Origin of the sequence: Paenibacillus bouchesdurhonensis, assembly GCF_900155685.1 — a bacterium.
Classification (GTDB): domain Bacteria; phylum Bacillota; class Bacilli; order Paenibacillales; family Paenibacillaceae; genus Fontibacillus; species Fontibacillus bouchesdurhonensis.
Map to the genome: position 1 here is coordinate 3,609,849 of NZ_LT732548.1, position 19,197 is coordinate 3,629,045.

General features: G+C 43.4%; 28 protein-coding genes. 5 read left to right on the forward strand and 23 right to left on the reverse strand.

Going from position 1 to position 19,197, the window contains the following annotated elements:
* The 12 genes from CZ379_RS20265 to CZ379_RS20315 form a co-directional block, all read right to left on the reverse strand.
* Complete coding sequence (locus CZ379_RS20265; RefSeq protein ID WP_110933278.1) at positions 1-1,581, reverse strand: DEAD/DEAH box helicase; 1,581 nt, start codon at positions 1,579-1,581, stop codon at positions 1-3.
* A gap of 9 nt (positions 1,582-1,590) precedes the next feature.
* On the reverse strand, positions 1,591-2,166 hold the full coding sequence (locus tag CZ379_RS20270; protein ID WP_110933279.1) for a hypothetical protein: 576 nt from the start codon (positions 2,164-2,166) through the stop codon (positions 1,591-1,593).
* 23 nt (positions 2,167-2,189) lie between these two features.
* Positions 2,190-3,296 carry an ATP-binding protein gene (locus tag CZ379_RS20275; protein WP_199925704.1) on the reverse strand — a complete coding sequence of 369 codons (1,107 nt, stop codon included), beginning with the start codon at positions 3,294-3,296 and terminating at the stop codon, positions 2,190-2,192.
* Positions 3,296-4,633 (reverse strand): AAA family ATPase, encoded by a 1,338-nt coding sequence (locus CZ379_RS20280; protein WP_110933281.1) that lies wholly within the window; start codon positions 4,631-4,633, stop codon positions 3,296-3,298. The genes CZ379_RS20275 and CZ379_RS20280 overlap by 1 nt, the downstream gene beginning before the upstream one ends.
* Positions 4,630-4,866: a hypothetical protein gene (locus tag CZ379_RS20285; RefSeq protein ID WP_110933282.1), complete on the reverse strand. Its 237-nt coding sequence runs from the start codon at positions 4,864-4,866 to the stop codon at positions 4,630-4,632. The genes CZ379_RS20280 and CZ379_RS20285 overlap by 4 nt, the downstream gene beginning before the upstream one ends.
* A 1-nt stretch (position 4,867) precedes the next feature.
* Complete coding sequence (locus CZ379_RS20290; protein WP_110933283.1) at positions 4,868-5,059, reverse strand: hypothetical protein; 192 nt, start codon at positions 5,057-5,059, stop codon at positions 4,868-4,870.
* A gap of 61 nt (positions 5,060-5,120) precedes the next feature.
* On the reverse strand, positions 5,121-5,276 hold the full coding sequence (locus CZ379_RS26340; protein ID WP_199925705.1) for a hypothetical protein: 156 nt from the start codon (positions 5,274-5,276) through the stop codon (positions 5,121-5,123).
* A gap of 15 nt (positions 5,277-5,291) precedes the next feature.
* Positions 5,292-5,423 (reverse strand): hypothetical protein, encoded by a 132-nt coding sequence (locus CZ379_RS27010; protein WP_267890502.1) that lies wholly within the window; start codon positions 5,421-5,423, stop codon positions 5,292-5,294.
* On the reverse strand, positions 5,413-5,619 hold the full coding sequence (locus CZ379_RS27215) for a zinc-finger domain-containing protein (RefSeq protein WP_110933284.1): 207 nt from the start codon (positions 5,617-5,619) through the stop codon (positions 5,413-5,415). Before CZ379_RS27215 ends, CZ379_RS27010 begins: the two co-directional genes overlap by 11 nt.
* A gap of 218 nt (positions 5,620-5,837) precedes the next feature.
* Positions 5,838-6,056, reverse strand: a complete 219-nt coding sequence (locus tag CZ379_RS20305) for a hypothetical protein (protein WP_110933286.1) — start codon at positions 6,054-6,056, stop codon at positions 5,838-5,840.
* A 152-nt stretch (positions 6,057-6,208) separates the two neighbouring features.
* The gene (locus CZ379_RS20310; protein WP_110933287.1) at positions 6,209-6,397 is read right to left on the reverse strand and encodes a hypothetical protein; all 189 of its coding nucleotides are present in this window, start codon (positions 6,395-6,397) and stop codon (positions 6,209-6,211) included.
* Positions 6,394-6,747, reverse strand: coding sequence for a helix-turn-helix domain-containing protein (locus CZ379_RS20315; protein ID WP_110933288.1), 354 nt, complete (start codon positions 6,745-6,747; stop codon positions 6,394-6,396). Before CZ379_RS20315 ends, CZ379_RS20310 begins: the two co-directional genes overlap by 4 nt.
* 103 nt (positions 6,748-6,850) lie before the next feature.
* Here CZ379_RS20315 and CZ379_RS20320 point away from each other — a divergent pair, with 103 nt between their 5' ends.
* The gene (locus CZ379_RS20320) at positions 6,851-7,123 is read left to right on the forward strand and encodes a hypothetical protein (RefSeq protein WP_110933289.1); all 273 of its coding nucleotides are present in this window, start codon (positions 6,851-6,853) and stop codon (positions 7,121-7,123) included.
* A gap of 15 nt (positions 7,124-7,138) precedes the next feature.
* On the opposite strand, the gene CZ379_RS20325 is transcribed toward CZ379_RS20320, so the two are convergent.
* The 3 genes from CZ379_RS20325 to CZ379_RS20335 form a co-directional block, all read right to left on the reverse strand.
* Positions 7,139-7,561 carry a helix-turn-helix domain-containing protein gene (locus tag CZ379_RS20325; protein ID WP_110933290.1) on the reverse strand — a complete coding sequence of 141 codons (423 nt, stop codon included), beginning with the start codon at positions 7,559-7,561 and terminating at the stop codon, positions 7,139-7,141.
* Complete coding sequence (locus tag CZ379_RS20330) at positions 7,549-7,752, reverse strand: helix-turn-helix domain-containing protein (RefSeq protein WP_110933291.1); 204 nt, start codon at positions 7,750-7,752, stop codon at positions 7,549-7,551. The genes CZ379_RS20325 and CZ379_RS20330 overlap by 13 nt, the downstream gene beginning before the upstream one ends.
* A 121-nt stretch (positions 7,753-7,873) precedes the next feature.
* Positions 7,874-8,074: a helix-turn-helix transcriptional regulator gene (locus tag CZ379_RS20335; protein WP_199925707.1), complete on the reverse strand. Its 201-nt coding sequence runs from the start codon at positions 8,072-8,074 to the stop codon at positions 7,874-7,876.
* A 98-nt stretch (positions 8,075-8,172) separates the two neighbouring features.
* Between CZ379_RS20335 and CZ379_RS20340 the strand changes: the two genes are divergently transcribed.
* The 3 genes from CZ379_RS20340 to CZ379_RS20350 all read left to right on the forward strand — a co-directional run bounded on the left by CZ379_RS20340 (position 8,173) and on the right by CZ379_RS20350 (position 10,379).
* A complete protein-coding gene (locus CZ379_RS20340) occupies positions 8,173-8,604 on the forward strand; it encodes a helix-turn-helix domain-containing protein (protein WP_110933293.1) in 432 nt (143 codons plus the stop codon).
* A gap of 18 nt (positions 8,605-8,622) precedes the next feature.
* Entirely contained in the window at positions 8,623-9,033 is a 411-nt protein-coding gene (locus CZ379_RS20345; protein WP_110933294.1) for an ImmA/IrrE family metallo-endopeptidase, read from the forward strand.
* A gap of 74 nt (positions 9,034-9,107) precedes the next feature.
* Positions 9,108-10,379, forward strand: a complete 1,272-nt coding sequence (locus CZ379_RS20350; RefSeq protein ID WP_110933295.1) for a tyrosine-type recombinase/integrase — start codon at positions 9,108-9,110, stop codon at positions 10,377-10,379.
* Positions 10,380-10,860: 481 nt separating this feature from the next.
* Here the strand turns inward: CZ379_RS20350 and CZ379_RS20360 are convergent, their stop codons facing one another.
* From CZ379_RS20360 to CZ379_RS20395, 8 genes are all read right to left on the reverse strand, one after another.
* Positions 10,861-11,721: a copper amine oxidase N-terminal domain-containing protein gene (locus CZ379_RS20360; RefSeq protein ID WP_407668688.1), complete on the reverse strand. Its 861-nt coding sequence runs from the start codon at positions 11,719-11,721 to the stop codon at positions 10,861-10,863.
* A gap of 39 nt (positions 11,722-11,760) precedes the next feature.
* The gene (locus CZ379_RS20365; RefSeq protein ID WP_110933296.1) at positions 11,761-12,567 is read right to left on the reverse strand and encodes a GNAT family N-acetyltransferase; all 807 of its coding nucleotides are present in this window, start codon (positions 12,565-12,567) and stop codon (positions 11,761-11,763) included.
* Positions 12,568-12,651: 84 nt separating this feature from the next.
* Positions 12,652-13,341, reverse strand: coding sequence for a DinB family protein (locus CZ379_RS20370; protein WP_110933297.1), 690 nt, complete (start codon positions 13,339-13,341; stop codon positions 12,652-12,654).
* Between the two features lie 277 nt (positions 13,342-13,618).
* Positions 13,619-14,158 carry a hypothetical protein gene (locus CZ379_RS20375; protein ID WP_110933298.1) on the reverse strand — a complete coding sequence of 180 codons (540 nt, stop codon included), beginning with the start codon at positions 14,156-14,158 and terminating at the stop codon, positions 13,619-13,621.
* A complete protein-coding gene (locus CZ379_RS20380; RefSeq protein ID WP_110933299.1) occupies positions 14,155-14,712 on the reverse strand; it encodes a hypothetical protein in 558 nt (185 codons plus the stop codon). Before CZ379_RS20380 ends, CZ379_RS20375 begins: the two co-directional genes overlap by 4 nt.
* Positions 14,713-14,732: 20 nt before the next feature.
* Positions 14,733-15,242 (reverse strand): GNAT family N-acetyltransferase, encoded by a 510-nt coding sequence (locus tag CZ379_RS20385; RefSeq protein WP_110933300.1) that lies wholly within the window; start codon positions 15,240-15,242, stop codon positions 14,733-14,735.
* Between the two features lie 33 nt (positions 15,243-15,275).
* Complete coding sequence (locus CZ379_RS20390) at positions 15,276-16,109, reverse strand: aminoglycoside phosphotransferase family protein (RefSeq protein WP_110933301.1); 834 nt, start codon at positions 16,107-16,109, stop codon at positions 15,276-15,278.
* 345 nt (positions 16,110-16,454) lie between these two features.
* Positions 16,455-17,519 (reverse strand): glycoside hydrolase family 11 protein, encoded by a 1,065-nt coding sequence (locus tag CZ379_RS20395; protein WP_110933302.1) that lies wholly within the window; start codon positions 17,517-17,519, stop codon positions 16,455-16,457.
* Positions 17,520-18,045: 526 nt separating this feature from the next.
* On the opposite strand from CZ379_RS20395, the gene asnA reads away from it, so the two are divergent.
* Positions 18,046-19,062, forward strand: a complete 1,017-nt coding sequence (gene asnA, locus CZ379_RS20400) for an aspartate--ammonia ligase (protein ID WP_110934481.1) — start codon at positions 18,046-18,048, stop codon at positions 19,060-19,062.
* Positions 19,063-19,197 lie beyond the last annotated feature (135 nt).

A 19,197-nucleotide genomic window follows, 5' to 3' on the forward strand; every position in this document is an offset into this window, starting at 1 on the left:
TTACTCCCCACGATACTCTCTCGGATTAATGCCCTCCGGCACACGCCAGCCGTTGCCCGCGATCCGGTCAATCAGGCGCTTAGCTGTATCAAACGACCAGGTTCCGACATGCTGGAAGCCTCGTTGCTCCAAGAATCGGATCTGCTTCGGCGTAGTGAGTCCTTCGGATCGCCGCTTGTCCAGGCGTTCCAGTAGCTTCGTCGCCTTGCCCGCATTGTCAATCTCGTCCGGCATGATGCCAAGCTTTTCAAGCGTCTTAATCTGTTTGTCGCTCGGCGGCGCCATTTCCCAACCAAATGAAGGAACATAGCTGGAAAGGTCTTCTGCCTGAATACTCATTTCAAATTGCAGCGGATCCACCAAAGCACGCTTACGACGTTTCATCTCTGCAAGCTGCTTGGCTAACGCTTCCTCTCGCTGAGCTATGACATCTTCAGCAGCCTGCTTCTCAACGGCTTCCAAGTCCAGTGGTACGCCTGCTTCTTCGATCTGCTTGGTCATGGCCTGGGCAATTTCCTCATTCTCGGCAATCAAGTGCGCCGGATGACAGAGCTCGTGCCGCTCAGTGTGCCAAAGGAAATCGAGAAGCAATAATTCAGTTTTTCCAGGGTATAGCCGGGTACCGCGCCCGACCATCTGGCTATATAAGCTGCGAACTTTCGTTGGCCGTAAGACTACAACGCAATCCACGCTGGGACAATCCCAACCCTCAGTTAGCAGCATTGAATTACAAAGGACGTTGTACTTGCCTGCATCAAAATCGTCTAATATTTCTTTGCGATCCTGCGACTCGCCATTGACCTCTGCCGCCCGGAAGCCAACCGCATTTAATATAGAAGTAAATTTTTGACTAGTCTTAACAAGTGGAAGGAAAACAACAATCTTCCTATCCTTGGCAACCTTCCACATCTCAGCGGCTATTGATTCTAAATATGGATCAAGCGCTGTACCCAAGTCGCTAGTTTTAAAGTCTCCAGCCTGCTGACCGACAGTGGACAAGTCAAGCTTTAGAGGAATCGTTAGCGCCTTGATCGGGCTAAGATAGCCCTCCTTGATCGCCTTCGGAAGCGTGTATTCATAGGCTAAGGATTCGAAGTAGCTACCTAAGTTCCTCATGTCGCCCCTATCTGGTGTTGCAGTGACTCCCAAGACATTCGCATCTGCGAAGTGCTGGAGCACACGTTGGTAACTATCTGATATACAATGATGGGCCTCGTCGATGATAATGGTATCAAAGTGGTTAGGCTTAAACTGCTTAAGACGTTTGTCACGCATCATGGTCTGTACGCTGCCCACAACTACCCGATACCAACTGCCGATGGATGTCTGTTCTGCCTTCTCCGTCGCACATCCCAATCCCGTTGACTTCGCCAGTTTTTGGGCGGCCTGGTCTAATAATTCTCCCCGGTGAGCCAGGACGAGCACTCGCTCGCCCAGCCTTACCCGGTCTTCGATGACCTTAGAGAACACAATCGTCTTGCCGCAGCCAGTCGGAAGGACAAGCAATGTACGCTGTACGCCCTTTTCCCACTCCGACTGAATGCTTTCGCGTGACTCCTGTTGATATGGTCTGAGTTCCATAGTTATCTCCTAAAACTGTCCCGGAGTAAATCCGCCGCCCTGTTGCTGCGCCCCTGGGAATGGGGGCTGCTGTTGTTGTTGATTGTATTGATGATATTGAGGAGCCTGGTTATATTGCGGCGGCTGTGGCTGTTGTTGTTGTTGCTGCTGACCACTATTTAGTTCTTCGTAGGAATAAAAAGATTTGACTTGGTTGTTGGTTCGTTCTGCACCATCCCTGCCTCTGAACGTGTTGATCTCCAACTTCAGACGACCACGGGCACCAATAACCGTGTTCCAATTCATCCGCAACGGCTCGCCCTTCTTCTTCTGTCCGATTCCGGCGAAGAAGTTAGACAGGAGTCCTTCTGTTTTTGTATGAAGAAAAAGGTTATGGAAAACCACCACATCACCATGTTCGGGCGAGTGTACAGTGATTTCTAGCTTCGCTTGATTACATGCCGGCATTTTCTCGCTTCCGGCGAATCTCCCGCGTTCAAACTTGGTGACTGTGAAATCGTAGTCACCGGCAGGGAGGACGACAAACTCCCCTCCGTCCTTTTGAATTTCGTCGTCCCAGCCTAATTCTCGTTCTTGATTACTCATGAATGATTCCTCCCGTTGTTATGTTATGAAAATGGAATTCGTTTTCTTGCTGCCTGAATCATTTCAAATACTTGCGGCCATGCCCCTACAAGCACACCATCGACAAATCCCGGATCGTAGTTTGTAATTGGCGTATCTACCGGATAGTAGCCTTTTTTGCTTACGACAATCTGGATTTCATATTCTTGCACTTGATGCTGTACCATCAAATCCCGTAGTGGCCGAGGAATGTTTGGATTTAGTTCCGGTTGTTGCGGTGAGCTTGTTGACTGTGCCGCTTGTTGATTTTGCGGTGTTGCTGCAGGCGGTTGTTGTGTTGTCTGCTGTGCCGTATCCGCTGAAGGTGCAGGCGGTGTTTGTGTAGCTGGCGGTTGTTGCGGATCCGCTACTGAATTTTGTTGGCTAAAGATATGGGCAATTCGGCTATAATCCAGTGGCAATTCATCCGGCAGGCCGTGGCGATTTTTCGCATCCCACGCGGGGTGATGTGTGGTGTACATGGTGCGAGCTCCACCCTGCGCTTTATTCTTTTTGCCCTTATCGTCAACAGCCACCGAGAAAGTTTTGTAATTAATGAAGAGAACAATGTCAGCCCACTCTTTGACCAGGGGAGCAGTTCGGCTTCCAGTTTTTGCTCCCAGCTTGAGCTGATAACGGTCATAGGCTCCCATTTCGTCAGGCTGCTCGAATTTAACGATTTGAGAATGAGCAGTCAATATAACGTGAATCCCTGCCTCGACTATATCGCTGAGTAAATTGAGAAATCGTCCAATTTCCTCCGCAACATAGATGTATCCCTTGCCGTATCCGAAATCTTCAACACCGTTTTTGTTATGAGTGGCACACACGCTATCAACGCAAAGCATCTCTGCCCAATCGACTGTATCAATAACGAGTGAACCGAAACGAGATTTGCCTTGCTGCTTTACCCACGCTACCTGTTGCTTGAGCATTTCCCAACTGGACGGCTTTGGCAGCCGCTGAACATCCAGCTGCTTGGTCGATCCCTCTGTATCGATGAACACCGGGTTAGGAAATTGTGCAGCGAGTGAAGATTTACCGATACCCTCAGGGCCATAAAGTACAACTTTTTGGGCAGTTTCAACAATTCCGCTGGTGACTTCAAACATTAAAATTCACCTGCTTTCCACGACGGCACCGATGAAGGAGCGTTCCAGCCTTCCCCTGGATTAATTTCTCCTGGTGGCTGTTGCAATTGAATGTCCTCCTGTCCTGCAACATAACCGTCCTCGATGATAATAGAGCATTCTTCGCCCGTGCTGACTCGGGTTGCAATCGCCTGCAGGCCCTCCTGCTCCAGCCACGTTCCAAACTCCCGGAGGCTATCTATATCCATCTGCTCAAGCTTGTCCAGCAGGATAAAGCCGCAATCCGGCTTAAGCTTGCGTACAATGGCCGTGGAAACTTTAAGCTGATCAGCGCCGCTCATGTTATCCCACTTCTGGCCGTTGTAGATCAGTTCGCCATCGTCAACAGACAGGCCAGGTAGTGGCAAGTTCGCATTCGTCAGGAGATCCGTCTTTTGCTGGCGAATCCCATTGATTTCAGCAGTCAATTGGTCATACTGTACTCGATGGTCACTGGCGTCCGTTTCGGCCTTATCTTTGTCCAGATTCGCCCGTACCTTCCGGTTAATCTCTTCGATCTGCCGGATATTGGCTTCCAACTCGGCCGTTGATTCATCGTGTAGATCAATGGCGTCTTTCTGTGCGATCTCCAGATCAGCTGCAAGTTGAGCATATTTAGCCTGAGCTTCGTTAAGCATGGCCGTTAAACGTTCGACTTCTTGCCCCTGATTCGCATATGCAGTCTGAATTTGCAATAGCTGCTGGCGTTTACGCGCGTTCTCGCCGTTCCGTGCCAGAATCTCCTGCTGCTGCCGGATCAGCTCCGATGCGGAGATAGGCTCCTTTGGCGCATCAGGATAGTAAGGCTGTTCCTTGGCAAACTTGTCTTTCTGATCCGCGATTTGGCCGATAGCATGCCGACGGTTGTAAACCTCCTGCTCCTTGACTTCCAGTTCATGGAGTTGCTGACCAACGCCGACGATCTGCAGAAGGATGTTCGCCTTCTCCTTGCTAGAGGCATTCATAAACTTAGGAAGATTGATCGCCAACTCCTCGACGAAGCTATCAAGAAGCTGCTGTCCTGCCTTTTGCCCGCTAGGATCGATGACCTTAAGATCGCTGTTCTTCCCTTTCCGCTCGACCACCAGGCCGTTAGATAGAGTCAGCCGCAAGAACGGCGTAACTGCTGATCCCTCACGCTCTGCCTGGGAAGGGCGATATTTATTACCGCCCAATGCCCACGCAATAGCATCTAGCACGCTTGTCTTACCTTGACGGTTATTACCGCCTACAATGGTCAAGCCCGACGCTGTAGGCTCTATTTTTACTGCCTTGACCCGCTTGACGTTCTCGATTTCAAGCTTATTGATTTTAATCATGCTTCAACCTCCGATTTAATGGGATGGAATAAATGAGGTACAATGTATGGCTCATTTTCTTCGCCATCTGGCTCGCTATTTTCTACCAACATAAACATCCCTTTAATTCGATGGTGCTTTGGGATTTCTTTAAAAAGAGCTTCATAGCCGTCCAGATCTGCAGGAATATTTATAGTCTCACTAGTGTAGTACTTGCCAGATTGCTTAAAATACGTCACTTTGACAGTCTTCACCTTACTCCCCTGCCCTTCTTTTATCGAAATATCGCCTTTCTAGCGATTCAATATGTTCGGCCTCTTCCTCCAGCAGAACAATACAAGGCCGGCATACGTCCTTACTGTTCCAGGGCTGCAGAAACTGCTTGTCCATAGATAGACCGCAAATTTCGCAGCTGGCCATACAATGAATAATTCCGGTAGTTTCCATATTGCTTTATCCTCCCGACCAGTGGTAAACTGGCCTTAGAATGGTATTGTTATGCAGCTTATTACGGGGTAGGAGCCGTTGTAAGCTGTTTTTCATTCAAGCGCGAAATTGTATTAAGATATTGAACCCCAAAACATCTACGCAGCTGCTCTGATTCTGCAGTATTAGCAAGCTGCAGCAAGTTACAGCAAACTCTCAATCGTTGCTTACGTTTCAATCTCCTCACCTCCTTTCAAGCCAGATAAGGCGTCCAAGTTCCCGCCAAGTATTTATCTAAGAAAACACCGAAAGTAATACCGTAGCGCTCTAATACTGAATAATGAATAAAATAAGTTCCCAACCGATCTAGCAATTCATCTGGCATCGTGCTTTTTTCTCCTTCCCAGCTGATCTCCGAATGATTGGAGCTGCTTCCCGATGGGGCACTCGTTATTGCAGTACCTATCGATTTTGGAAAAGACGCTGCCATACTTTCTACTAAGTTCAGCTCGTTTGGTACATCCCGCACATTGCGTATCTAAAAGATCACCGATAGCGTACACGGCCTGTATTCGATTCACGACTCAGGCTCCTTTCAAGGCGACGTATATTTTCGAAATGTACTATATGGCAGCTCTGTTCCAGCACTGAAACAGACAGGTTCGCCATCCATGTAGGTGCTAAACGTTCCGTGTTTAACCTCTGTTTTGCACCAAGCGATAAAATCTGAATATATGTTTGAAAACAGTTCTGCATCTCTGATGCCATGTTTTGAAAACTTGAACACCAATAGCACCTCCTAGAACATTGTTTGTGTCTGCTCGGCAGGAACGCCGTATTGATCGTGTAGCTGGCAAAACTGTTTCAAGCTCATTTGAAGCGTCTTCCCATTTTCGACTTGGTGCAAATAAATTTGATCTTCCTTCTCATTGATCGCATCGACCATCCAGGTGACCGGTGGTGTTGCCCCGCGGTAGCTGAAGGTATACAGCTTATTGGCTTGGATCATTTGTCCCATAGAACAATCACCGGCTTACCATTGTCCTCTTCAGGCGTGATGTCATTTATGATGTATCCATTGAGATTAGCGCCATCATAGGAGCTATATTCAGCAAATAGCACTTCACGATCACCATAAGCTGCCATAAAATTTGTAATTCTAAAATCAATTCAGATGCTTTCATGGGTTTCCTCCCTCCCCGCAATCACCGTTTTGGCCCCCAGCTGCCGCAGCAGACAAGGCGTTGAGCAAATCAGATCATGACCTTTCTTCCAAACAGGCTGGCCGAAGTAGATTTCAGCGTTGCAATCGGGATCCGCGCAAATGTCGATTACTTCGTTTTCTAAATCCTTACTCATGGGTTGTCACCTCCCAGTCGGTAGTTACTCGCTCTAGGACGGATCGCTTTGATCCTCGGCTCTCTTGACTTGGCATTTTCAAATTCTCGTACCCAGTCAGACCGTGAATACCATTTACGCGCTTCTTTAAACCCTTTCAGCTCACCAGATAACAGCCAATCTTGTACTGTTCGCACAGTGACTTCAAATCGATCTGCAACTTCTTGATCAAGCATAATTTTGTACTCTTCTTTGTCAGGCCAGCCGAAACGACTGAATAGATCGCTTAGAATCTTGCGCTGATTGTCTGCCGACTGCATCGTAATGATTTGATTGATAATCGATGTGGCCATTTGAATCGGATCAGACATTAATAGTCACCTCGCTTCCTTTCTGTCGAATATTTCTTATCCCTCTGCTAAAATGGAAGTTGTCTAGACTTACCAATTCACATAAAAGGGAGGAATTGCATTAATGAACAAAATTAAAGTAACTTTTTCTGATGGCACAACCAAAACATTTCAAGAAGAACAAACCTTTACGGCAATCGACTTTTTCCCGGATAAAGAAAATCCAAAGAAGATCTACCCGTCTCAATCTGAGATTTATGGCTTATGGAATCATGTTCATGATGGTTTAGCGCCAAGCTTCCTAGAACTTCTTGCTAACTCGAAATTCTTTTTTGATGTGGAAAATCCCGAGGTTATTTACAACACTCAATCGGTTGTAAAACTTGAAATAATTTAATTAATCTCGATGTAGTCACCCAAGGGTGGTTACATCGATTTCTTTTTTTAGTTGTTGTTTTGCTTCGGCAATCACCAGTAAGTAGGGATTTTTTGGGTTTGACCATTTTGCTGATTCTTCGCACTTTAGAAGATTTTCTATAACCTCTCCGTAAGTCAATGCATTGCTTTTAACTTCATTTAGCAAGCCCTTCGCTTGATACCTAACATAGTTATTAAAATTTAATTCTCTTTCTTCCACCCCCTGAGCCGATCCCGATATGAGGTTATCCATGGTCGTATAGAAGTAGTTAGCCACTTTCTGAACCTTGTCGATCGAAGGCGAGTTTACATCCCAGTTATACATAGACCCGTGTCCGAAACCTAATTCCTTTTCAAGTTTCGGAATAGAAGTCCCCGCCTGCTTACACAAATGCTTGATGCTCTCTACAAGAGACATTTTGTTTCCTCCCCCATCCCCAGCATTTTAGCGATCATCGGCTTTTGCTTCTCGCCATAACGGGCACCCTTGAAAATATCAGATACATAAGAAACCGATACGCCGATCTCTTGGGCCACATCTTTCATCTTGATATTGCGCTCAAGCATAATCTTCCGAGCTTCAACTCCGAATTTCGTGTAATGAGCCATTTTATTACACCCTCCCCTTACAAACCGTATTTAAAATACGATTTGATTTCAAAAAAATTCCTCCAAAATAATTGACACCCTAATTAAAATACGGTATTATACAATTGTCGTATTGATAATACTATTTATTTAAATCAGGGAATAATATCTCGGGGGATTCTTTGTAAAGTTGGCATATCTTGAACATTAGCTTCAGACTTGGGTTTACACGGCCATATTCGAGACTACGTACATGTTCAACGTGCACTCCTAAAGACTCGGCGGCTTCGATTTGAGTAAGGCCTAGCGTTTGCCTGGCCTGTTTAAGTGCCGCTCGTTTCATCTGCATCACCTCCGATATGACCCTAGTATAAATCGTATTTTAAATACAGTCAATACCTTTTTGTATTTTGAATACAGTTTTTTAGGGGGACGTCTTTAATGTCAATGGGATTAAGGATCAAAACATTACGTAAGAAAGCAAAGCTTACACAAAAGCAAATCGCTGACCGGTTGGGGATGGGAAGCTCAAACTTCGGACATATAGAAAACGACAGAGTGACGCCTTCGAGCTCTGATCTTCAAAAAATTGCAGATATATTACACACATCTACCGACTACCTACTCGGACGCACGGAAGAGGAAGGAACGCCGCAGCCCTACTTCGCCCTTACTGACAAAGACGAGCGCGACATAGCCAAAGACCTGGAGCGCATGATGGAAGAACTCGACAGCGATTCGTCATTGGCATTCATGGGCGAGCCTATGGATGACGAAGATCGCGAACTACTTCGGATCTCTTTAGAAAACACCTTGCGGATGTCCAAGGAAATGGCAAAGAAGAAGTTCACGCCTAAGAAATTCAGAAAATAGCCTTCCGGGGGTTATCAAATGGAAATCCTACTCTCTAAGAGACTTATAAAAGCCCACGGAACCAACAATCCAGCACGAATTGCATCTGAGTTAAAATTAGTGGTTCTGTACGAAGATTTGGGAGATAACATTTGGGGATACTACACATGTATAAAGCGAATCCCGGTTATTCACGTAAATAACCGCCTGAAGGGGTTCGCTGCTATATTTGCCCTTGCGCATGAGCTCGCACACCATTTTCTCCACCAAGGGATAAACACGCCCTTTTTAAGAAGGAATACTTTATTTTCAGTGGATAGAATAGAGCGGGAGGCTAATCGTTTTGCCCTGCACCTGCTAACCGGAGATACCGAGCCCGAGCAGGAAGAGACAAAGTGCCATTTCCTTAAACGTTGCGGCATCCCTGAAGAATTTCATGTTTTCTATTGACCTTCGCGCTTACCAGCCGCAGGGCTGTTCATTATACATAAAAATAGAACATATGTTTGGAGTGATGTGTCAAAATGGCAAGAAGGAAGAAAGATGCACTGCCACCTAATGTGCGAAGGCGCGGCAAAGGGTATACGTATCGGTATTCCATCCCGATCATTACCGAGGATGGTAAAAAAGATAGGAAACAGACGGATACGCCCTCTTACCCAACACCAGAAGAAGCGTATAAAGCTGGGATTTTAATTGAGGCACAGTTAGTACAAGGGAATTTTATTGATGAGGATAAAACAGTATTTAACCTTTGGGCTCCGCAAATGCTAGTTTATCATTCTAGAATTAAAAAACTCCATTTGAATACGATACACACTTATAAGTACAGCTTGGTTCACCCATGCACTTTTTTTAATGGGGTCAAGGTTAAAGACATTACACCTAATCAATACCAAGACTTTTTATTATGGTTGCAAGATGAACGTAAGCTTGCCACAAAATCAATCGAAAGCCTACACGGCCTGCTTAACGCATTGTTCCGGCACGCTGTACAACGCGGCCAGATCGCAACATCCCCTTCTATTGGAGCTACGATCCCAAGGGAAGAGGATCAAGAAGATTTTGACATGGATTTTGATGAAGAGGCGGACGTACCAAATTTTCTTGAGAAGGAGCAACTTGCTAAGGTAATTTCCGCAGCTAAGCAAAAGGCCGAACAAGCGGCCACCTCATTAGAATCGTTCGACTGGCGGCAGTTTGTAAGAGCGATTTATATTATGGCGCACACAGGCATTCGTATTGGGGAGCTCTGTGTATTGGAGCCTAAAAAAATTAACTTTAAAAAATTAAAGATCAGGATTAGCGCCACGCTGTATGACAAAGAGGGGCTAAGCAATTATCAAATTGGCCCGCCCAAAACGAAAAGTTCACGTCGCTTAGTCGATATTAGCGATAGGGTCGCAGCAGTTATCGAAGCACAAATTAGAGATGTAAAGGCTTTTCGGCTAATGGTTGGCCCCAAATATCATAAAAACAAGGAAGGTAGAGAATTCATTTTTGTGAACCCTACCGAGCAGTTACCGGGATACCCAATGAGGCCGACTAGATTAAACGAGATGTTAGATAAAGCGCTTGTAGCCGCAGAATTTCCAAGTAAATTTATTACGGCACACGGTTTGCGACACACCTATACAAGCCTCAGCGCAGAAGTCGGTGTACCACTCGATGACATCCGAAAGCAACTAGGCCACACGAAAGATGATTTAACCACGCGAGTATACCTCCACGTAACAGAAGCCCGCAGACGCGCGAACGTAGATAAGCTGGATAGTTATATAGGGGATTTGCTCTAGCATTGTGGGCAAGTTGTGGGCAATCCCCCCTATAAACCCTGTAGTATCAAGGGGTCAAACTTAGATAGCTCCTATCTTAGGCCGGGTTATAATGTCCCATAGATTGAGACACGGGAGGGTAAAAAAGGTTAGGATAGTCCTTTTTATGCTTGCTGCGAAGCTGGAGGAAGGTATAATCATCATTCTTCTCCCTGTTAACAAACCAGCAATGGATGGATCATGCCAATAACCCCAGTGATGTACTTCTCCACGAGTGGCCACACCAATATGAACTCTATTTTCATCAAAAATGTTTAACCGCTCTGTATCCATATTTTTCTCCTTCCTGCGGCTTGTACGATCTTATGTCTTCACTCGTTATTACATCACAGACACTGATGTCATGATACTTCATTGCCTCTACTATATCCGCAGTATCAATGTTTGACAGTATGTACACAGGAGAATATCATCATCTTCGTGTACAATCGTTCCATAAAAGTCAAGGGATATCGCTTTTATTCAACTCCCCTCCTTCCTTTAATTCACTATAATAAAACTTCCCAAGCTCCTTATCGTTTCCTTGAGCATCCACCATTCCATAAGTAAATAAGCTGGCCATAAATTCGTCTAAGAAATAAACATAGCTTTTAAAAGCTGGTTTCTTCCCCCACTCCCGGTTAGCTACGTGATCCATCTGCCACTTGTGTATCGCGAGCCCTTCGTCATTTATTTCATAATAATGTTCGCTATAACCAGCAGCACTAAATGTAAAGCGCAATGCTTCACCTTCCGGAAAGGTATAATAGAAGTGGTTATAGCTTTCTCCGAATTGGAGCTGGGGTGCTTCTCCATCTACTCTTGTTAGTTTGAGCGCAATCTTGCGGGCTTCTGTAAGATCTCCACGTATTAAAATTTCATATTGGGCCTGCCCCATAGGGGTACGAACGATGACCTGGTCATCTTTACCATTAAATTCAAGATGCGCCCCAAACGTCTCCGCGATAAAGCGAAGCGGCACATAGGTTAGGCCGTTCTTATTAACAACTTCAGCCTCTAATTGCACTTTTTTACCGTTAACCGTAGCTGTCTTTTCTCCCACTCGAAGCTCAACTGTTGTGGTGTTATCTTTGTCATGAACCGAAGCGATTCTCGTCTTGGGATCATAAGCATAAACAAGCCATTCCTGGTCGGTCAATGCTCTTATAGGCACCCATATTCGTCCTTCTATCGTTATAGCATTATGCTGATATTCTCCATTTACGAAAACAGCAGGGGCTGCATATGCGGAAGAGCTTACAAAGAAGATGCTTCCGAAAATTACGGAACCAATCAGGCATTTGATCCATCTGTTCAAGAACATCACAACTCCTTCTCAAATTTAGCTCCCTTATCAATAAGTTCAAAGCTCTGTCCAAGTTGTCCTCACATACCCGATCTTCATACCGATATTCTCCATATTTCTATGGCTTTGGGTTAAAAAACCGGCCTGGCCAATTACGATACTGCAATTGGTTATTGTCGCCTCATATATTCTTCTTCGTATTAGCGCTTGTTGAAGACCTTGATTCCGATATTCAGGCAAGGTTCCAGCAAAAGTTAGAGAAGCGACGGAATCATTCATATACATGACACCTACGGCCGCCGGAATATCACTCTTCATAGCTAAGAAAAATTTCCAGCCTGGTCTATCGCATAAAATGAGATTATTTTGAGCCACATGAGGAATGCCTTCATCGGGAAGTCCAGTACTCCGGCAATGAATAGTTGCATAGATTTGAAACTCCTCGGCAGTAATCTCCCTAATACTTATATCACTCAACTCAATAATAGAATCATCTACTATTGGATAGTATAACGATGTGTGGAATCCTGATTGATAATAACCGCGTTGGGCAAGTTTTTGTAACAGTGCCTGATTCACCTGCGATGGGACAATTTCAAATTGAACCTTTCGCTTTCTAGATTTATAGAATCCAACAATCTCGTCTAGTAATTCAATCTCATTAGCGCTTATGCCCTTTACCGTATTAAAAGCTGGCCAAGGCATTGTTTCACTATAAAGCGCTATTCCGTTGCCAAACGATTTTATCTCAACACCCTCAGGATTGCCTGGTCTTTCTTGAATAGCTTTCATTCTGTCCAGCATATAATCCAGCTCGGACTTTTCTATTAAATTTACTGTCTCTTGAGTTAATGTTTGAGACATAAGCGGATCACCTCACACTCTTTTCTGCCATCTGAAATTCAATACTGGAGATGAAAATATGAACATGCAATTGTTTCTCCTTACTCAATCTTTTAATATTTTTGTTTTTATCCGTATGGATTTATTTAGATGTACATAAATATGTCTGGTCGCCGGCATAAGTATCAATCCAGCTATACGCTTATTTCCCCAATATTCCAGCAGCCAGGATGCTTCTTTCTTTACAGCTTCTTGCTTTTCAAGTTTTTTAATTCTTTCTGCCTCCACCTTTTTCTTAAAGTCACCTGCCAGTAGGGAAGATACGATTTCGCGAGTTTTACGTCCCACCTCTAATCGATATGCAAATAATTCCGCAACATCAATATTTCTGCTTAAATTCAAAATCTCATCTTCTGTCATTTCATTTCCTGAATGCGAGTATTCGACCTTTAGTTTCTTATGCCAACCCTCAGAACAAAACACCTGATCAGTGTTATTTACCAATACATTCATCGTCATATCTTCAATTCGACTAATATGCCATATATGCCAAACAATTGAGTTTTTTGTATCCGGAGCATTAACTGGGTATTTACGTAAAGTTTCCTCTGTAATATCTCTAACTAATTCATCTTCAAGCGTAGCTATAATTGAATTACTCATTCCAGATGAATGTAATAAGCTATGGTTTTTCAAAAACAAATCAATAGTATTGCGATGTTCATGAGGCTTTAAAATGATGCTTGTTAATCTTTTATGATTTTCATTCCACAGTTTCCTTTGGGTTAAATTCACAAGATAAGCCTCCTTGCGCCAAATCTAAAATAGGCAATCTCCCCTGTTACTCGGATTAATTAGAGTGGGTACGGCCGGATTATTCTCCTACGGGATAGCTTTTCCCATTTTTGCCACTTTCCATTTCTTATTTGTTATATGTTTTATATTTGCGTCTAACGCTGTAATATCTCATTGCTGCAGAAACGCCCTTTTTTGACAGAAGGGCAAATTAAGTCGTACAGTCCATTAATACTCTAATCCTCCAGTCGACGCTAGTTGCAAATCGGCCGTTTGCTTAAATAGCCCGTAACTTTTCGATTACTTCATCGTCCCAAATTTGTGCTTCAATATATCTTTCTGGCCCTTTATCCCCATCTTTATTCCATTCCTGCGGAAGGCCATATCGACCAACCAGTTCGAGTATTTCCGCTTTTGTATATACTTGTCTCCGATATTCCTTTCCATCCTGGTACCTCATCGTCGGAAATAAGTCTCCGTATGTAAAACTAATGAGTTCTTCATTAAAATCATCTAGTCTTAGTACGATTTGTTTTCCATCTTTATACCAGTCCTTTATCCAATCACACGGCCCTAATGTCATATAGTGCGGATATTTTTTTGTGGGTTTTCCTCCTTTTTTCATGAATAACATTCTTGCTTTAGCTTCCAGCTCACTCCTGATCCTTAAATAATCCATGGAGCGTTTGCTTGCGAAGGTGTTCCCTTCGTTTCTCAATCCCTGTAGAATTTCTTCCGCCTCATTAAGTTCTAGTGATGATAGATTTTTAAACGGCCCAATATTCTCCTCATAATAATGATACAGGGCTAAGTTCATAACAGAGATTGTCCGGCGGAGCCATTAATAATTTCTTGGATTACGTTCATCTCATTCGTGACCCGATTTCTCCCCTTATCGGTAAGCGCCCAATTATTACGATGAATATCTCTATGATCAACTAAAGGATAAACATCGAACACGCAATCTTTTCGTCCATGAAGTGCTGCTAATATTAAAAATCTTCTGCAAAAGAATGCCTTCCCGGATAGTAAAATATTCTGAGCATTCGTAGGAAGATTAGTTACTGCTGATTTAACAACATCGCTTCCATTTTGATATTGGCCCTCTATTGGGAAAATTACTTCTGAGGGTATCCCTAGTTCTGTTAATTTAGGTAGATGATACTCATATTCAAAGGCTTCGAGGAATTTGTTATATACGTTTGGTAAATAGATCCTCCCAAATCCCTCATTTAAATATAGCTCTGCAATTTGTTGATTCAATTCAGGAAAATGACCAGGGTGATAAATAACCGCATCCGCTTTAAAAAAAAGATAACTTCTTTGAGCAAAAATCATCTCTGCTATCTGCTGATGATATTGTGCGTTCATCCTTGAGTCCCCCTAGATATTTATTGTACGTCTAACTCGATCCAGTAGCGACAGACTCCATTTGTTATAGAATCAAGCTGCCCACGATTCTTTTCTATTACTTTCCTGGAGCGTTCATTGGTTTCATCACAAGTGATTAATAGCTTATCAACGCTTCGTTTGTTTGCTTCCTCAATCATTTTGCTGAGAAAAAGCTTTCCAAATCCTTTCCCTCTCTCAGTTGGTCTGACAATATATCCAATATGGCCTCCATACATGAGCAAACTCTCATTGAGTTGGTGCCTGAGCTTCCCATATGCAACGGGTCTGTCATCGACATACAACCAGTAAATTGTCTGCGGCACATAACCTTCGGGGAGATCTATCCCCCTCGAAATCTGAACGAATCGCGGCAAACTTCTTTTAAATTCTTCAAAATCCTGATCTGGAAAATGGGCTGTAAAGCCATTCTCCGAGAAACCTATTTCTTGTATCATCTGAAAAATATCCTGACCATCCGTTTCTCTCAGTTCTTTCAATTGAACCTTCATTAAAATCAACCCTATCTTTTGGTTAAACTAATATCAGAGAAGCTCATCATTTAAATATCTGTTGTTTTGAATGATTTTTTTAACTCGTTTAAAGGCGCTTGGACTCTTTGGCAAATCAGCTATCCGACTTAACAAAATCCAACGCAAACAAGCGATAGCTTCAAAAATGTTTAATTCATCTAATGAATAATCCGTTAACTCTTGAAATATGGAGAAATAAATCCCTCCATACCTTTCTCCAGCATATATTTTCATTAACACTACCGACCAGGCAATATCGTATCTTGGATCACCCCGTTGTCCATTCGTCCAATCGATTATTGTATAATTCCCCTGCTTCTCAAGGATATTTCCTAAGTTATAATCTCCGTGTATTAGATAGTCCTGGGAAAGCTCTGTCATATTAATAATGCCTATCAATAAGTTATTTATATCATTGTGCATTTCTATTGAAGGAAAAAAATAACGAATAAAGTCATACTTAGGAATTTGTATGGCGTCTGTACTACCCAGGCGATAGTTATGGACTTCCTTTAACATCCGTGCCAGATTCATGAGTATGCTCCTGTTTAATTTAGAAATTGGCTCACCATCATAACTGGTAAGCAAAACTTGATTATGATCTGCGTCAATCCCCCAGCCATATGGCTTTGGAACACGTAAGCCTTTTTTGTAAAGATCAGCAAGAAGCTCATACTGTTTACCAATATCTGGCCTCGAGTCTTTATTCCATATCTTAAGAACATAAGAACTATTTCTTAATTCCAACTTTACAACATCTGCTTCAAGACCAGGTGATAGCGGTATCAAATGATGTGGCTGCGTTAAATGATTTAATATATCCCGTTCTATTTCATTCCAATTCATATTGTAAGTTTTTATTATGTATTCCTCCTTTGAAGTAAGTGGGGCGATAGCTATCTTCGATTTACTTATATCTTTACCTAGTAACTTAAGCTTTTCTAGTGCTTCTCCCTGTTCACAGCATACTGGAGATTACAAAACAACCCAGCCTTAGATAGCTCCCCGCTTAATCTAGGCTGGGCTGTATGTTGACTTATCATCTTCCATGATTATACATCTGGCATCCAAGATATGGTAGACTTGTATCACAATTTTATAGGATATTCCCGGTTCTTGTTCATTTGCAAAAGCAAAAAAATCCCGGCGGAGCCCCCCCGCCAGGAAGAATTACTTACTGCTTATGCCTCATTAATGAATCTCCAAATAATCAATGTAAGCATCCCATGTACCGTTATCAGCGGTTACAACGAGTTCAATTTGTTGATTTCCGGTTCCGTGGCTGACATTGTTTAGGGTATAAACTGCAGGACTGCTCCCGCCAAAGTAGAAGGTTCCCTTCGTTTGCCCGCCGATCTTCAAATCGACTCTGGCGGTATTGGAATTATTCGATGCCCCACGGAGAGAAAAGTTATGAGTGCCGGTCGTGAAATTCTGCGTGAATTTTACCGAATCATTGTTGGCGTATAAGGCAACTCCGTTGAAAGGTGAGCTGATATTCCCGGTGTACTGACCGCTTTTGGTCATACTCTCGGCTTCTACTTTAGTACCTGTGCTTGGATTGGTACCGCTGCCGCCGATCGTAAGTGTATTACTATACACATTTGCACTTCCACTACTTTGGTAACCCTCTACCGTTAGTGCGACTTCATACATTTTACCCATGCTCATCCCTAATTTTTCCCACGCCTTAAAATGTTCGCTAACGGATATGGTTCCACTTGTCCGTTTAGATGTCCGGACACTCCAATATTGCTGGAAAGTTGCAGTACCTTTGATGGAAGGCTGGTTGACTCTGGTAGTTTCATAGATGTCATAAGTCCCACCGTCTACATTAATGGTGCCCTTTGGCGACGCTCCAGGCGGACGCCAGCTGCCCCAGCTGTCAACAATGTAAAACTCTACAAGTGGATCTACTGTCCAACCATAAACAGTTAAATACGAATTGCCGTTAGGCTGATAAGTTGCACCGTAGGTAATCGACATGTTTCCAATTTGCTGATGGGTCTGGGTTTCGTTAAACTTCTTTCCTTTGCGGAATAAAATATTGTTGATATTGCTCCACTCGGCGCTAAACGTCCCACCGCTACCAAGAACCATAGTTCCGTTTCCGCTATCCTTCCAGTATTCATAATCGTAACCATCATGGGTGCCGACAGAATTGCTGGTAAGCGTTTGGGCATTTACTATACCAGGCAATGTAAGCGTAAAACAAAGTAGAAATGCAACAAATAACTTCATTCTTTTTTTCTTCATTTAATACTCCTCCTTTTGAGTTATACTGCAGTTAGTGCAACTATGATGCTAAGATAGGCATAGTAGACGGCTGCCTAACTATCACTTCCTTCCATTACTGTAATTGGAAGCGCTTGCAATAATTATTTTATCAAAAGGTTCATACCTATTTCTTGTAATAAAATATAGTTCATACCGTCAAAAGTTTAGGTTTTTGTTCAGGAATTCCGATTTTGTTGCAAATAATTCACCGAGTCATTGCTGCAGATCAGGCGACTCCGTTCCAAAGTCCGTCTAGGTTCCTTCCATATTACCTACCTAAGAGCAAATAGTAATACAAGCGTCTACGCATACAAAGTTGCTAAAATATGGTTGAAACCAGATAATTACTTTGTTATAATTCATTTATCATTTTATTCAATAATTGGTATAATAATATATTTTTATTAATTACTCTAAGGAAGTAATAAACCGATTGACCTAGACAACAAACACTGTACTTTCTAATCAATAATCAACCTATCGAGGGGAAGTTCTCATGAATATTATGGAAACGCCATTTAAAACCTTTAAACAATACGAATCGAAATTAGACATCAAGGAGACTCATAGGGCAATCTATGGCCTCAAACGCTTCTTTGAGCAAGAGCTGGCAACTGCTCTGAATTTGACCAATGTGAGTGCACCACTGTTTGTTATTACCGGAAACGGGATTAACGACAACCTAAATGGAACAGAGAGACCCGTCCAGTTCAATGCGCTAGGTATTCAAGATCAGACCCTAGAAATTGTACAGTCTCTGGCCAAGTGGAAAAGAATGGCGCTGGCAAATTACGGGTTCGAGCACGGTGAAGGCCTGTATACGCAAATGAATGCCATAAGAAGTGATGAAGTACTTGATCATCTGCATTCCATTTATGTAGACCAGTGGGATTGGGAAAAAGTGATTTCCCGCGAGGAACGGCATGTAGGGACACTGATGACAACAGTAGAACAAATTTATGAAGCTCTTAAGGCAACCGAATCCTTCATCACAGAGCAATATCCCCGCATTGGCCTCAAATTGCCGGAAACCATCACCTTCATCACTTCACATGAGCTTGAAGACCTGTATCCGCATTTGACGCCTAAGCAGCGCGAGGACACAGCGGCAAGGGATTTTGGAGCAGTGTTCGTGATGCAGATTGGAGGCTTGCTTCCAAAATCCGGCTTACGACATGATACTCGTTCACCAGATTATGACGATTGGCAACTTAATGGAGATATCATTGTATGGAACCCGCTTCTAGAGTGTGCTTATGAGCTTTCATCAATGGGAATTCGGGTGGATCCCGACGCACTAACGCGTCAGCTAACAGAAGCGGGATGTCCAGAGAGGGCCTCCTTGGAATTTCACCAACAGCTTCTTGCTAATCAGCTTCCGTTCACCATCGGTGGGGGAATCGGGCAATCCCGTTTGTGCATGTTTATCTTGGAGAAGGCTCACATCGGCGAGGTTCAATCCTCCGTATGGCCTGCAGACATAAGAACACTGTGTGAAACTTCCGGCATTAATTTACTCTAGGGAATGGGCCTGCGCCCCTCCCATTAAGGCTCCTAGGTCATGATCTGGATAATCACGCAATTCCGCTTATATATATTCAGAGGATTGAGGAACTGCCCGTGACATAGTTAGGCTAGTGTAAATTTGTCGAGATCA